We start from the raw sequence: 14,295 nt of genomic DNA, 5'->3' as shown, positions 1-14,295 counted from the left end.
TTGTTGGTAGATCACAATAGCAAAAAAGACACGAATAATCTCTCTTGCTTCGTCTTAAGGAGTGAAATTTATAATGTTTAGGTTTTATGAAACAGGACTTATGTCCTGTACGCTAAAAAGCAACACCAGATAAAGTAACCACATTGGATAGACGAGGTAAGCATGGCAAGAGCAATTATATTGATGGCAGATAGCCTAGGCATAGGTGCAGCTCCTGACGCTGATAAATTTGGCGATCTGGGTGCAAACACATTTGCCCATTTGCTCAAAGCCTACTCAGAAGAAACTGGCGAACACCTTTCATTACCAAACTTATCATTATTAGGTTTGGTTGATGCGTGTGAAGCCGCAGGTAATGAACCATGCTTGATCAGCGATCGCCAAACACCGATTGCAGCTTGGGGTTATGCTAAAGAGCTTTCAAGCGGTAAAGACACACCATCAGGTCATTGGGAAATGGCAGGGGTGCCAGTGTTGTTTGATTGGGGATATTTTCCTAAGACGCAGCCGAGTTTTCCACAAGAATTTATTGACGAGTTAATTGCTCGTACCGGTATTCCTGGCATTTTAGGCAACTGCCATGCCTCAGGTACTAGCATTTTAGAACAGCTAGGTGAAGAGCACGTAAAAACAGGTAAACCAATCTGTTACACCTCAGCTGATAGCGTGTTTCAAATAGCCGCGCATGAACAAACTTTCGGTCTAGAAAAACTTTATCAGGTCTGCGAAATCACACGGGCGCTGCTTGATGAAATGAACATAGGACGAGTGATTGCGCGGCCATTTTTGGGTTCAACTAATCAAGATTTTGCCAGAACAGGTAATCGTCGTGATTATTCAGTATTACCGCCAGCACCAACATTGCTTGATAAATTAGCAGAGGACGGCGGTGAAGTAATAAGCATTGGTAAAATCGCAGATATTTACGCGCACCAAGGTATTACCCAAAAACATAAAGCCCCCGGCTTACAAAATTTACTTGAAAAAACCTCTGAGGTGATGGCGTCAGCGCCGGATCATAGTTTGATATTTACAAACCTCGTTGATTTTGATGAAAAGTTTGGTCATCGCCGCAACCCAGTAGGGTATGCCAAAGCGCTTAAAGAGTTTGATGATTATTTACCAACGATCCTTAAGCAGCTTAAACCAGACGACGTACTAATTATTACTGCGGATCACGGTTGTGATCCAACATTCCCGGGTAGTGAGCACACTCGTGAATATGTACCTGTACTTGCTTATCAACCAGGGCTTGAAAACACCCCGCTTGGTGAACGTGCTAGTTTTGCAGACATAGGTCAAACCCTTGCCCAGTGGTTTAACTTACATGCACTTGAATATGGTGACGGCTTTATCGATAAGCTAACGGCACCAATTGTAAAAGGAAACGAATAATGAGTACTCCGCATATTGAAGCTAATAATGGTGACTTTGCACAAACAGTGTTGATGCCTGGCGACCCTTTACGCGCGCAATATATTGCAGAAAACTTTCTTGATAACGCAGTTAAAGTAACTGGTGTTCGTAATATGTATGGCTTTACCGGAACCTACAAAGGTAAGCCTGTCAGTATTATGGGATCAGGGATGGGTATTCCATCTATGTCAATTTATGCCCGTGAATTGATAGTTAGCTACGGTGTTAAAAACCTTATTCGTATCGGCACCTGTGGTGGTATTGGTAGCGACATTAAAATTCGCGATGTTATCTTCGCACAAGGTGCCAGCACCGATTCAAATGTAAACCGTGCTCGCGTACGTGGTTATGATTTTTCAGCAATTGCTGACTTTGACTTGCTATTAAACGGCGTAAATGCAGCGAAAAGCTTAGGCATTAAAGCGAAAGTAGGTAATGTATTTACCACTGATACTTTTTATCAAGCCGACAACAGCTTTTATCAAGAGCTTGATAAATTGGGTATGTTAGCGGTTGATATGGAAACCGCAGGCTTGTATGGCGTAGCCGCAGAATATGGCGCAAAAGCCATGGCATTATTTACTGTCAGTGACCACGTGATCACCGGTGAAGCAACGCCAAGCGATGAGCGCCAAAACACCTTTAATGAAATGGTTAAAATTGCGCTTGAGTCAATCGAAGCGTAATAAGCAAAAAGTTCCTTGGTAACGTATTCACTCGTTTGGAGACACGCCCAAATACAGTGAGACTAACCTCCAAAGCCGCCTAGTAACCCTAGGCGGCTTTTTTTATAAAACAAGCCGTAAGCTATCAGCTATAAGCTGTCAGTGATGAAAATCTACAGCTTAAAACTTATAGCTTAAAGCTGCTCTACCATTGACACCTCCCATTACCTTTGCCACTGTTATACAAAGCAATAATTAAAGGAGTGTGGATTGTGTCTAATTGGATTGAGGCGAATGTAAAAGACATTGTTTGGTGGACTGATACCTTATTTAGTTTAATCGTTAACGCTGATGTAGAGCCGTTTAAAGCGGGGCAGTTTACTAAGCTTTCGATGATGATGGATGAAAAGCGCATTGCTCGGGCGTATTCGTATGTGAATCCGCCAAGCTCGTCTGATTTAGAGTTTTACCTTATTAACGTCGCAGATGGCTTGTTATCACAGCGCTTAGCCAAGCTTAAACCGGGTGATACAGTATTAATTGAAAGCCGCGCCAGTGGATTTTTTACACTTGATGAAGTCCCTGCTAGCGAGCAATTATGGATGCTCAGTACCGGCACTGCAATTGGGCCTTTTTTATCTATACTTGAACAAGGTGATGTGTGGCAGCAATTTAGTGAGATTGTATTGGTTCATGGTGTACGTTTAAATGCGGATCTTAGCTATCAGCAAAGAGTCATTCAATTACAACAAGCTTACCCACAATTACAGTATGTGCCTGTAGTCAGCCGCGAGCAGCCTACAGCCGGTTTAAGTGGCCGCATCACTACACATATTGCAGATCAGCGCTTATTTAACTATTGCAAGCTGACTCCTTCACCTAGTACTGCGCAATTTATGATTTGTGGTAACCCAGATATGGTGAAAGAAACCAGTGAGATTTTGACTACCACAGGCTATAGCCGTAATCGACGCCGAGAGCCGGGGCAGATCACAGTGGAGCAATACTGGTAAATTTGTTACCCGCAGTTGGGGTTAAATAACTATCGCGGAACGTTAAATTTTGTTATTTTAGCGTTTCTTAAATTACTCAGGAACCGTATGAAACCGTTATTTTTTGTCGTTAGTTTGTTATTTTCGTGGCAATTATTAGCAACTGAGAGTGGATCAGTTGAGTCACAAGCTAACACTGAAACAAAAGCAGCTGAGATAAAAGTTGCCGAACAGAAAGCCGAGTTGGCTAAAGTGGCGGAACCCGCTTCTGTAGAAAAACCAGCTGAGAATGAATTACAAGACAGCCCAGCGGTGATCACCTTAACGCCTGAAAATGCTGAGCAGTCAACGCCTACAGATATTGAACCAACACAACCAATAGTTGTTGACCCATATAAAGAAAATATGATCGAAGTGGTTGATACCAGTAAGGTACTTGGCACTGAAACGGCAAAGCCTGCAGATACCCCTAAAACTAAACAAGAAAAAGAAGTAGCAGTAGCGCAAGCAGAGCAGGCTGTTATTCAAGCCAAAGAAGCACTTACTTTAAAACAACAAGTAAAAGCAAAGCAATCGCGAGAGTCGCTTGCGGTTATTGAGCAATTAATTAAAGCCTACAACGCGAAAAATATTGACGCATTTATCAGTATGTATGATGAAAACGTTGAGTTTTATGCGTTTCCAAATGAGTTACTATTTAAAGGTAAAGAAAAACTCATCGCACGTTACGGGATCGTATTTAAAAAATTAAAGTGTATTAAATCGTCACCTATAAAGCGAATTGTGCACGGCAATATCGTTATTGATCATGAATTGTCAGAAACCTGTTCAAGCGATCCTAACGTGGTTGATAAGCGTACAGAGCTGATCTCTAGCTATCAAGTTGAAAACGGAAAGATTACCAAAGTACTGTTTTTCAGATAGATTTTTACAGACAAACTTTTTATAAGTAAATAAAGGGGCCGCAACGAGTATGGAGATTAGCGATGATAAAAAAATTCAGTTACTTTATCGTGTTGAGCCGGGTTGTTTAGGGCCAACAGGTGCGCAAACAATTGAACGCTTCTGTATATACGCGGATCAGCAACTAGTTGCCCCTTATTTTGCTCACTATCACTTTACGCCACGGTTTGATAAAAGTAAGGCTGAGCGGGAATACAGCATTAACGCTCGGCTGTTGTCAGAGCAACAGGTGCAAACGTATTTAACTCATTTTAAAACCACTAAAGATGAGTTTGAAGAGCAGCTCGACGAGCTACTCACTCAAGCAATAGATAGTTTTTTAGAACGTTAACTTTTATCGCCAGCAACAATCGCATTAAAACTGGCGTTGTCATGCAAGCTGGCAAATGCACTTTCATGTAATAGCTCGTTACGTAAATTTGGCGAATATTCCAAAGACATTTTAATATCAGCCAACGCATCTGCATGTTTGTGAGTAAGTGCATACGCACACGCTCGCTGCCAATATGCATAACCATAGTCGCTGTCTATATCGAGAGCTTGATTACACAATTCAATCGCCTGCTCAGTTTGGTTAAGCTCCAGTAGTGCGTCAGCTTTATAAGCAATGGCTTCTACATCCTCGGGTTTGCGATTTAAAATCTCATCAAAAATTTCAATTTTATTCGCAATATCGCTTTCTAAATTAGCTCGCATCCATAATGAGTGAACCTCATTGGTTACCGATATTTTTTCTTGGTTACTTAAAATTTCTTCAGAGCGTTCACGTAGCTTTTCTTCGAAGGTATTTAAGCGCGCTTCGTATTCATTAGTGATCACACTAACCCGGGTATTTACAATATCTTCGACTTTATTTTTTACGTCACGCAAGGAGTTCCAGCCAACAAGTACCAAAATAGAAGCGGTAGCAGTGATAATAAAAAATACATTATTGATGGTATCTGTAGTGTAAGTCAGCGCGCGATCAGCGGTATCCAGTTGAGCATGCGTTACTTGCTTTGTGACATCTTCGCGTAATTTTTGCTGATCTTGGCGTACGGCTTTTAGTTCATCGAGAATATAGCGTTCCATCAATGGCTTATACATTGGCTCTTGCAGTTTTTGGAGCGCCTGTTGTTGCTGTTGCGGGGTGGGCTCAGCGCGAGACTCCTCGGCCACTACTGGCGCCGCACCTAAAGTCGCAAAAAGAAGTAAAACGGATAAAAAATAATGATGCATAGTGCTGCCTAGTCGATAATTGAGACTGTTTGAATGGGTGAAACTGTAACATGACAGCCTAGTAGTAACTAGGGCGTGTTGCTCTTAATCGTAAGAGTAACCAGAATTGTTAAATTGCAGGCAAAAAAAACCAGCTCTAAGGGGAGCTGGCTAAACTGCTTAAACAACATAAAGTCGTCAGGGGTATCAACAGGAGTGAGTTTGTATAATACCCAAGTCTATCTGAACAATGTCTTAATATAGAAACGCTTATAAAATTTAGGTGGAATTTTATTTCATCAACTAAACTAACGTTATGATTATAAATAGGGCAAGGTTTAGGTAATGCGGCAACAGCTTGTGCAATTACTTTATAAAGTATCTACTTCATCAGCGTTAGATGATGGCTATATAGAGCTTGCAGAGCAATTGATTGTAAATGCGATAATAGACGGCCTTAATACAGCACGTGCCAGTATATGGTTACTCAATAACGATAATAGCCAGTGCCATTGCCAATTACTGATAGATAAAACCAATGCCGAGATAGATCAGTCATTAATATTAACGCGGGTTAATTTTCCTGCTTATTTTAGTGCACTCGATTCGCAGCGTGTGATCATTGCTAATAACGCGCATACTGATCTCGCTACATCTGAATTTTCTGAGCATTATTTAACACCCCTTGGTATTCATTCCATGTTGGATGCGCCACTGCGCTTTAAAGGCAAAATGATCGGCATTTTTTGTTGTGAACACACCGGAAGTTTCCGGCAATGGGCAGACGATGAATGTACGTTTCTTTGTGGATTGGCTGATCTTTATGGCCGGGCACTGTCGGCGCAGGAGAGCCGATTAGTAAAACAAGAGTTAGAAGCTGCAAATCGCTACCTTGAAGAACGTGTTGTTGAGCGCACCAATACGCTACAAAAAACCTTAGAAGCGCTCACTGGCACGCAAGAAAAACTAATCGAGTCTGAAAAAATGGCCGCATTAGGAAATCTCGTTGCAGGGGTTGCCCACGAAGTAAACACACCGATTGGTGTTGCCGTTACTGCCAATAGTTCAGCAACCGATAACCTCAAACAACTAAAGCAGCAGCTAGCGGCTAATACATTATCGAAAAAGAGCTTGATGAGTTCACTTGAGCATATTGATGAGTGTTTAACGATCGCAAGTAGCAACCTTGATAGGGCGGCAGCTTTGATCTGTAATTTTAAGCAAACAGCCGTTGACCAATCATCATTAGATATTAGTACTGTGCTGCTAAAGGATTATTTGGCTAATACCATCCATAGCCTCACGCCATTAACCCGCAGCTATCAGATCAGCACTGCAATTGACTGCGACGAGACACTCAGCTTAGTGACGGTATCCGGTGCTTTAAGCCAAATTCTTATGAATCTAGTAAGTAATAGCTGCGTGCATGGCTTTAAAGAACGAACCAATAACCAGATCAACATTACCGTCCAAGTAGATAACCAGCAGGGCAATTATACGTTATGCTATCGCGATAACGGCCATGGCATGACGGCTAACGTTTTACAAAGTGTGTTCGAACCTTTCTTTACCACCACCCGTGGCAAAGGTGGCAGTGGTTTAGGCATGGCGATTGTTTATAACCTTGCAACTCAAGCGCTGCAAGGCGATGTAAAAGTACACAGCCAACCGCAGCAAGGTATAACCGTCACCTTTACTTTTCCCCTTAGTTTGAGCTGAGTGAAAAACAGCTCGTTTGTGGAAGATTTATTCTGGTGACGGGTAATATAAACCAGTCTTTAGGATTGATTTAATGAGCTTTTATACTTTGTAAGGCAATCACTCAGCGCGGTTATTTTCAGCTCACATAATGCAGCTTGCTGCTGTTTAGCTGCATCTTCTAACTCGCTTGCCAGTTCACTTAATGTGTTTGCCATCACCATTTGCGCCGCTCCTTTGAAGCGATGGGCTATCGCGCTCAGTTGTGTAAAATCAGTTTGGGCGTATGCATCACTAAGTTCGCTTATATCGATATTTGCACTGGCAATAAACTCTGCAAGTAGTTCCAATACAGATTCTTTAGCGCCAAACATGTGTTGTAATTCAGCAATATTAAACTGCATTTCGCTTACCTTGTCAGTGGGTACGTTACTGTGCGCAATCACTGGCGCGAGGGACGGTAAATATTTATTAAGTTTAGCCTGTAGCACGCTTTGGCTCACCGGTTTGCTTAGGTAGCCGTTCATTCCAAGCTCAATACAGTGCTGTGCTTCACCAGTTAATGCATTTGCGGTAAATGCAATGATTGGCATAGTACAGCCGTGTTGGCGCAGTTGCTTAGTAAGTCCGTAGCCATCGAGTTCCGGCATATGGCAGTCAGTGATCAGTAAATTGTAATCTTGCTTTGCAATGGCTTCGAGCGCTTGTACGCCATTTTCAACATAATCGGCTTGATAGCCTAAGCTTTCGAGTTGACGCTTAATCACTCTACGATTAGTCGGGTGATCCTCGGCAACCAAAATTAAGCGGCCACTGGCAATGGCTTGCTGTTTGGTTTGCAGCACAATCTTTTGCTCTTGTGTGGTGCCCGTAAAGTTCATTAACTGATTATCGTAAGCCTTAGCAAGAATATTAAGTAAGGGCGACAGCAACAACGGATTGGCGGGTAAAAAGTAATCGGCATCGAGATCACTGTTTGCCACGGCGCACAGTTTAACCCATACATTACTGCTATCAGCCGTTTTTAACCGCTGAATATGATTGAGTTGGTTATGATAAATAATCACGCAATCACTGTGTTGTTGCGGGTTAAGCCATACCGTTGGATTATTGGTGTTCGGTTCATGAATAAACGCCACCTGCCAACGCTTTAAATAATGCATAACCTGTTTAATACATTCACTGCCATCATCAAGTAGCAGTAATGATTTGTGCAACGGTGTTTTTGGTAACGCAGAGACCGCATATGATTCAAGCGGGATCACAAAACTAAACGCACTGCCTTTACCCAAGTCACTTTTTAATGAGATCTCACCACCAAGGCGGTTTACCAGCATGCGACAAATTGATAGCCCTAAACCTGTGCCACCGTATTGACGATTAGTAGAGCTTTCCGCTTGCATGAATGGCGTAAACAACTTGCTTTGATTTTCCTGCGCAATGCCTAGGCCATTATCAGTCACTGTAAACTCTACCTGTTGGATATTGCCATCGCTATGAAGTGGCTTAACCGCAATTGCGATATTTCCTTGCTCAGTAAACTTAACCGCGTTACTCAGTAAGTTTGAGAGCACTTGTTGTAAACGGACCGGATCTGTTTCAATTAAGCGTTGTAGTTGTGGATCAAAATCAAAACTCATCTGTAAGTTTTTAGCTTGGGCATTGGCAACATGAGCACGCATTGCATTTTCAACAATATCGAGTAAATCACATTCTACTTTTTCAATGGCAAACTGCTGCTCTTCCATTTTTGTATGATCCAATACATCGTTGAGAATATGCAGTAAGTTATTCGCTGATGTTGTAATGGTATTGATGTCATCACGTTGCTGATAATCCAAAGATGATTGTGATAACAGCTCTGCGGTGGTAATAACTCCGCTCAATGGGGTGCGAATTTCATGGCTCATCATGGCTAAAAAACGCGATTTAGCAATGGCTGCTTGCTCAGCTTTGGTCTTTTCTTCACTGAGTGCGATTTCTTGCTCTTTACGTTGGCTTATCTCAAGTAATACACCGCTCCATTCGCAGTCATCATCTGCAGTAGTAGGAAACGCCACCAAATTTAGCCAATTACTGTAAGGCGCATTAAGCACAAACTCAAAATCAATGCCTTGTTTATCTTCTAAAGCTTGCTGAGCTGCATTAATTAACTGCTGTATTTGCGGTTGTGAGATCAATTTAAAAAAATCACTGTCATCGCTTTTGATGGTATGTTTTGCCGATAAATTGATTTGTTTAAAGGGCGTAAAACGCTCAATCCCTTGGCTGGCGTAACTAAAAATTAGTTGCTTATTATCAATCCGAAATTGCACCACAGCCCCAGGTATCGCATTGGCTATTGATGTCAGCTTTTGCTCTGCTTGCAACGCTCGCTGCTGCGCTATCCGCCGAAAACGGATCTCTTGGCGTAATGTTTGATTCCAGTATAAAAAGCCTGCCACAACCAATAAAAATAGCGCACCGGCAACAATACTATAATAGATGATTTTTTTTATCGTCACGCCTTGGTTTGCAGTAAGCTCAATCCAACTGCGAGAAAGTGATTCAAGCTCTTCATAGCCAATTGCATCCAGCGCTTGATTTACCAGCTCAAGTAAAAGTGGCGCTTGTTTTGAGATACCAAGTTGCACATCAATATTGTTGTTAATCGAAAAGTTTTGCTGCAGTTTATAAGCATGCTCAGTGTCTTGTGCAAGCCAAGATTGTGATGTTGCTAATGTGGTAAATATAGCGTCAACCTTGTTATTGTTCAGTAATTGCAGGCTTTTTTCCATGCTGCCTTGAACATTAAATTGACTCTCAGGAAAGTAATCTTGCAGAATTGCTCTGGCGTAATCACCATTTGGCGAAACAATTTTATAGTTACCATAGCGTAGCTTAGTAATATTAAGTGAGCTATTTTTCAGCGTGACTAAACTCCAAGGAGTACTGAGGTAAGGGTCTGAAAAATTCATTAAAGCCGAGCGCTCGTTGGTACGCAGCATCGCTGGAATAATATCGATTTTACCGGCCGTTAACAGCGCCATAGCGTCTTCATAGGAGCTACTTGGCACATACTCTAAGGTCACCCCCAGTAACGTTGCAATACGATTTAACACGCTAATTGATAAGCCCATTGGTTTATTTGCTTTATCGCGCATCGTAATGGTATGCCAATTAGCTAAAGTGGTATAGCGCAACACCGAATGCTGAGCCAACCAGTCTTGTTGGCTGGGCGTGACCAACATCACCGACTTTTTATCGCGGCGTTGCCATTTACTGGCGTGGGATACCATCGTTGAGATTGTCACAGGATCGGTTTTATCAATTAGCGCATTAATTTTTTGATTGAGCGCCGTATTACTTTTTAATAAGGGGATATGCCACTTTTTATCAGCAATCGTATCTTGGGCTACAACAGTAAATGACCCCGGCGAGAGGGTTGACGCCAAATATTGATTGGTTAATGAATCATTAAAATGCGCGTTAGCTAAGTTGTAGGTGAGTGCAGGGATAATATCGTTTTGATGCTGTAGCTCAAATATTTCAAGGTTAGGAAACTGCTTAGCGATGTAGTCTTTTTGTACATCAGTTTTTGAGACCGCTAACTTTATATTGTTTTTATCTTTTAAAATAAAAGGTTTACTTACCAGTTCTGTTTTAAGTAGCAAATTACGAGGGGTAGATAAAATAGTATGGCTGAGGGTAAGGTAATCTGCGCGTTGTGGCGTTAATTGTAATCCCAAGGCAATATCGATACGCTTATTTTGTGCCGCCGTTTCAAGTTCAGTCACCGAATCATAAATTTGGTATTGTACTTGTAGGTGCAACGAATGCGCTAAATGTTTAATGTATTCAGGGTATAAGCCAGCAATTTGGTTGTCATCGTTAATAGCAAAATAAGGAATATGGTTCGCTTTCAGTGCGCCCACTAAGAGTACTTTTTTGTCCAGCAGTGGCTCTACAGGCTTATCCAGAGCATAGCTATTAAAGCTACTAATACACAGAAAAATCAGGCTAACCGCATGTATTAATATTGAATAAGCGTATCGTTTGCTCATACCGCGACCTCAATATCAGTGTGTAAAAAAGCAACCGTGGATTCAATATAGCGGCAGTATTTAAAGTACAGCTCATTATTTTGTTGTGCTGTATTGGTGGTTAAGCAGTGCTTTGCTAATTGGTAATAATGTTTTAGTTTTACAGGCGCGATATCCAGCGGGATTGCTTTGCTAAAACCACGAATTAAGGCTTTCGCAAGGCTGATATTAATACCATACTTATCAACGGTATTTAGGCAAAGATGAACTGCTTGCATATGTAATCCTTTACTATCAAGGGTCTTTATTGAACGAAGCTGCGCATTAAGTTGCTGCTGATACATTGTTGTGTAGCGCAAACTATTTTGTAATAACAAAGCCTGGCTCTGCTCTGGTTTAGCCAGTTGCGCAATAAAGCTTGGCAAAGGGCGCATTAATCGGCGATATAAATGCACAATATCAAGTTGGCAATAAAAAGGTAGCTCAATATAGCGTTCATACTCAGTGTAGCGCGCTATTATTTGAACTGCTTGCTGGCGTTCGTTTTTACATAGCGCCAAACGAGCATCTAAAACGTGCAGAATACTCTGAATGTGCGCCGCTCGTGGGTTTTGCAATATCAGCAAACGTTGTTGTAAGTAATCGCGTTCAAGGCGAGTAAACGCAGCGTCAGCGGTATTTTTAGCTAACGCTTCTAATTGCACTAACAAGCACCGTAATAGATTAAATTGGCAGTCAATATTCAGCCAGCTAAGATGGCGGGTGGCTTTTTGGTAGCGGATAACGCTTTGCTGCATTTGCTCATAGTTGTTTAATATTGTTGCTAGATTAAACTGGATCAATAACCGCTGCGGGTTAGCTGGAGATATTTCATTCATTTGGCTCAAATAATCATAGGCGTGTTGCAGTTTGCCTTGTGTTAAGCAGCTATAGGCACAAACTTCCAATGCGCTGAGCCGTAAACGGTTATCCGATAGCAATGGCTGGGCCAAACTAAATGCGTCAACAGGAGCGTTTTGAGCTAACAACCAGTTTGCATAATTGAGCACAGCGGTAACATCTCCCTCAGCCATCCGAGTGCTCAACAAGGCTTTTGCGGCTGTGATCTGCCCATCCCACGTTAGTAACTGTATTTTATAATCTATGTAGTAAGGTTTGTCGTGTAAGCGCTGCAAGTAGTTGCTCGCGGCAGTCATTCCGGTTTTTAAAAAGTGTGCTTCTAATTCGATTAATGCCTGCTTTTTTTTGTAACACGCCACCATGCGCGGCAAAATATGATTAATATTAAAGGGCTTAACTAAGTAGCCGTCAGGGTTCCATTCACTAAAGCCATGCACAACCTGGCGGGTTTGTTCGGCGGTGACAATGTAAATAACACAATGCTTAGCAATTAATTGCGCCATCGTTAAATAGGCAAGTAGTTGCAGGCCATCGGCACCTTGGCCTAAATTGTAATCAAATAGGATAAAATCGAAGGCGCGGGTTTGGCAGGCGTTAATGGTTGTTTTAGCGTCTTTTGCCAGAATGATATTAGACGACTGCGCCCCTTTTTTTAGCAGCATTAGCTTAATTGCAGATAAAATTAAGCTACTATCGTCAACCACTAACACGCGTTTATCAGCGAGAAAGCTCACGCCCTTAATGCTTCAGAAGATTGTGCTCTGATCACTTTATAGCTGTTTTCCCATAAAGGCAGCCACGCTACAAGTTTGTGCGGCTGCATTGGTTTTGCGCATAAAAAACCTTGGCAAATATCTGCGCCAAGCAGTTGCATACATTGCCACTGAGCGTGCGTTTCAACGCCCTCAACCACGACTTTCATGTGCAGTTTGTTTGCCAATTGAATCGCCATATCCACAATCGCCGCAGATTGCGTATCGTTAGTGGCCTGCGATACAAAGCTGCGGTCGAGCTTTATTTCGTTAAAAGGGTATTGGCTTAGCTGTTGTAGCGATGAATAGCCGGTACCAAAATCATCGACTGATAAGTTAAAACCATTCATCCGCAAACGCGATAGCAGCTCTAACGACAAGCTGTCACTGAGTAATTCTGTTTGCTCTGTTATTTCAAACGAAATTCGCTTTTGTTTGGCAAGGGCCATTAGAGATTGATCTGCCAAAATAGTGTTAATAATGTCGCTGGTTAAACACGATGGCGTTAAATTGATTGATAGCTTAGTGTTTGCAAACTCCGCAGGTAAAGCTTGCAGCGCCTGCACACTTTGCGCAATTATCGACAAGGTTAATTGCGCCATTAAACCCGCTTGCTCAATTTCATCAATAAAAAAGTAAGGCGATAGCAAGCCGTGATCAGGGTGCTGCCAGCGACACAATGCTTCAAGCCCCACACATTCACCGCTACTAAAAGCGATTTGCGGCTGAAAAACAGGAATAAACTGTTTATTGTCCAGCGCGTTTTGTAACACCGCTCTACTGCTATCTACATTTAGTTGCGAGGTTGTATGGGTATGCGTATAACGTTGCTGATGTTGCGTAAAAAAATGCGTTAACTGTTGCTGCGAGCTAGGTTTTGGCATCACACCTAATAAATTAAGTCCAAACGCGGTGACTAAATTAGCAGCGGCACGAAGTAAGCTCGCATCTGAGGCACTAGATAAAATAACACTGCCAGTAAATTGCTGGTTCGACAGCTCCCTTAGTAGGGCAAGGCCATCCATATTCGGCATCGCTAAATCACAAATTATAATGTCAGGCATTGCAGTTGCAATAAAGCGCATTGCATCGTCGCCGTCACTTGCATGGGTTATTTGATGAGTACCAAGTTGGCTGATCATCGTAGTGAGTGCACGGCGCACAAACGCATGGTCATCGACTATCAAAATATTCATACCAGTATCAATCATAATAACGCCCTCAGTAAGTTTGGTGATATTTTAACCATCCGAGCTGTATATTATTTGATCTAAATCAATTTGAACGGTGTGTTATGTGACTGCTCTGAACGGTTTTGTTATTAATAATTACAACTGTATATTAAATAGCCGCTTTAAAACCTAGTTGTTGCGCATTAAGTAAACAAAATGCAGTAAAAACCCTTGTTAATCAGGCGTTCAGCTAGTTTTTTAGTGTGGAAAAAAGGCTGTTAAAGGTATCGAAAAGCAGGCACATTCAGCACCCGATTTAGTATTTTTTACATAAATCAGTTAAAACCATTTTACATACTGCGGGCAATGGGCAATGGGCAACGAGCTGCGGCTAATCTTAGCGCTTCCATGTAGGTCGTCATTCATGGCGACAATGTCTAATATTGAAAATTGACGCGCTAAAGCACGACCTACATAAGATCCATTGTGTTTTCCTTTAAAGCGCAGCGCCTCTTAAC

General features: G+C 42.0%; 10 protein-coding genes. 6 read left to right on the top strand and 4 right to left on the bottom strand.

The annotated features are described in order from the left end of the window. Positions 1-162: 162 nt before the first annotated feature. The 5 genes from V7783_RS20085 (at position 163) to V7783_RS20065 (ending at position 4,367) form a co-directional block, all read left to right on the top strand. Positions 163-1,395 (top strand): phosphopentomutase, encoded by a 1,233-nt coding sequence (locus V7783_RS20085; RefSeq protein ID WP_335680252.1) that lies wholly within the window; start codon positions 163-165, stop codon positions 1,393-1,395. After that, positions 1,395-2,102 carry a purine-nucleoside phosphorylase gene (deoD, locus tag V7783_RS20080; RefSeq protein WP_335680251.1) on the top strand — a complete coding sequence of 236 codons (708 nt, stop codon included), beginning with the start codon at positions 1,395-1,397 and terminating at the stop codon, positions 2,100-2,102. The genes V7783_RS20085 and deoD overlap by 1 nt, the downstream gene beginning before the upstream one ends. 251 nt (positions 2,103-2,353) lie before the next feature. Next, the gene (locus V7783_RS20075) at positions 2,354-3,094 is read left to right on the top strand and encodes a ferredoxin--NADP reductase (RefSeq protein ID WP_335680250.1); all 741 of its coding nucleotides are present in this window, start codon (positions 2,354-2,356) and stop codon (positions 3,092-3,094) included. A gap of 87 nt (positions 3,095-3,181) precedes the next feature. Beyond that, entirely contained in the window at positions 3,182-3,997 is an 816-nt protein-coding gene (locus V7783_RS20070) for a nuclear transport factor 2 family protein (protein WP_335680249.1), read from the top strand. Positions 3,998-4,046: 49 nt separating this feature from the next. After that, positions 4,047-4,367, top strand: coding sequence for a hypothetical protein (locus V7783_RS20065; RefSeq protein ID WP_335680248.1), 321 nt, complete (start codon positions 4,047-4,049; stop codon positions 4,365-4,367). Here V7783_RS20065 and V7783_RS20060 read toward each other — a convergent pair. Then, positions 4,364-5,254 (bottom strand): tetratricopeptide repeat protein, encoded by an 891-nt coding sequence (locus tag V7783_RS20060; protein ID WP_335680247.1) that lies wholly within the window; start codon positions 5,252-5,254, stop codon positions 4,364-4,366. The two genes, V7783_RS20065 and V7783_RS20060, sit on opposite strands and share 4 nt — an antisense overlap. 324 nt (positions 5,255-5,578) lie before the next feature. Here V7783_RS20060 and V7783_RS20055 point away from each other — a divergent pair, with 324 nt between their 5' ends. After that, positions 5,579-6,952, top strand: a complete 1,374-nt coding sequence (locus V7783_RS20055) for a GAF domain-containing sensor histidine kinase (RefSeq protein ID WP_335680246.1) — start codon at positions 5,579-5,581, stop codon at positions 6,950-6,952. Between the two features lie 59 nt (positions 6,953-7,011). Here V7783_RS20055 and V7783_RS20050 read toward each other — a convergent pair whose 3' ends face one another. Genes V7783_RS20050 through V7783_RS20040 form a run of 3 tightly spaced genes read right to left on the bottom strand, consistent with a single transcriptional unit; the run spans position 7,012 to position 13,816 of the window. Continuing rightward, positions 7,012-10,974 carry a transporter substrate-binding domain-containing protein gene (locus V7783_RS20050; RefSeq protein WP_335680245.1) on the bottom strand — a complete coding sequence of 1,321 codons (3,963 nt, stop codon included), beginning with the start codon at positions 10,972-10,974 and terminating at the stop codon, positions 7,012-7,014. After that, entirely contained in the window at positions 10,971-12,587 is a 1,617-nt protein-coding gene (locus V7783_RS20045) for a response regulator (protein ID WP_335680244.1), read from the bottom strand. Before V7783_RS20045 ends, V7783_RS20050 begins: the two co-directional genes overlap by 4 nt. Continuing rightward, entirely contained in the window at positions 12,584-13,816 is a 1,233-nt protein-coding gene (locus V7783_RS20040) for an EAL domain-containing response regulator (RefSeq protein ID WP_335680243.1), read from the bottom strand. The genes V7783_RS20045 and V7783_RS20040 overlap by 4 nt, the downstream gene beginning before the upstream one ends. Between the last annotated feature and the right edge of the window lie 479 nt (positions 13,817-14,295).

It is taken from the genome of Pseudoalteromonas sp. (genome assembly GCF_036960685.1).
Classification (GTDB): Bacteria; Pseudomonadota; Gammaproteobacteria; order Enterobacterales; family Alteromonadaceae; genus Pseudoalteromonas.
Note: the sequence above shows the minus strand (reverse complement) of the source record. Positions and strands in the feature narration are given on the sequence as shown.

What these genes read in the sequence shown, in the direction of transcription:
- V7783_RS20085 (WP_335680252.1), top strand. Translation starts at nt 163, where the DNA reads ATGGCAAGAGCAATTATATTGATGGCAGATAGCCTAGGCATAGGTGCA.
- deoD (WP_335680251.1), top strand. Translation starts at nt 1,395, where the DNA reads ATGAGTACTCCGCATATTGAAGCTAATAATGGTGACTTTGCACAAACA.
- V7783_RS20070 (WP_335680249.1), top strand. Translation starts at nt 3,182, where the DNA reads ATGAAACCGTTATTTTTTGTCGTTAGTTTGTTATTTTCGTGGCAATTA.
- V7783_RS20065 (WP_335680248.1), top strand. Translation starts at nt 4,047, where the DNA reads ATGGAGATTAGCGATGATAAAAAAATTCAGTTACTTTATCGTGTTGAG.
- V7783_RS20060 (WP_335680247.1), bottom strand. Translation starts at nt 5,254, where the DNA reads ATGCATCATTATTTTTTATCCGTTTTACTTCTTTTTGCGACTTTAGGT.
- V7783_RS20055 (WP_335680246.1), top strand. Translation starts at nt 5,579, where the DNA reads ATGCGGCAACAGCTTGTGCAATTACTTTATAAAGTATCTACTTCATCA.
- V7783_RS20050 (WP_335680245.1), bottom strand. Translation starts at nt 10,974, where the DNA reads ATGAGCAAACGATACGCTTATTCAATATTAATACATGCGGTTAGCCTG.
- V7783_RS20040 (WP_335680243.1), bottom strand. Translation starts at nt 13,816, where the DNA reads ATGATTGATACTGGTATGAATATTTTGATAGTCGATGACCATGCGTTT.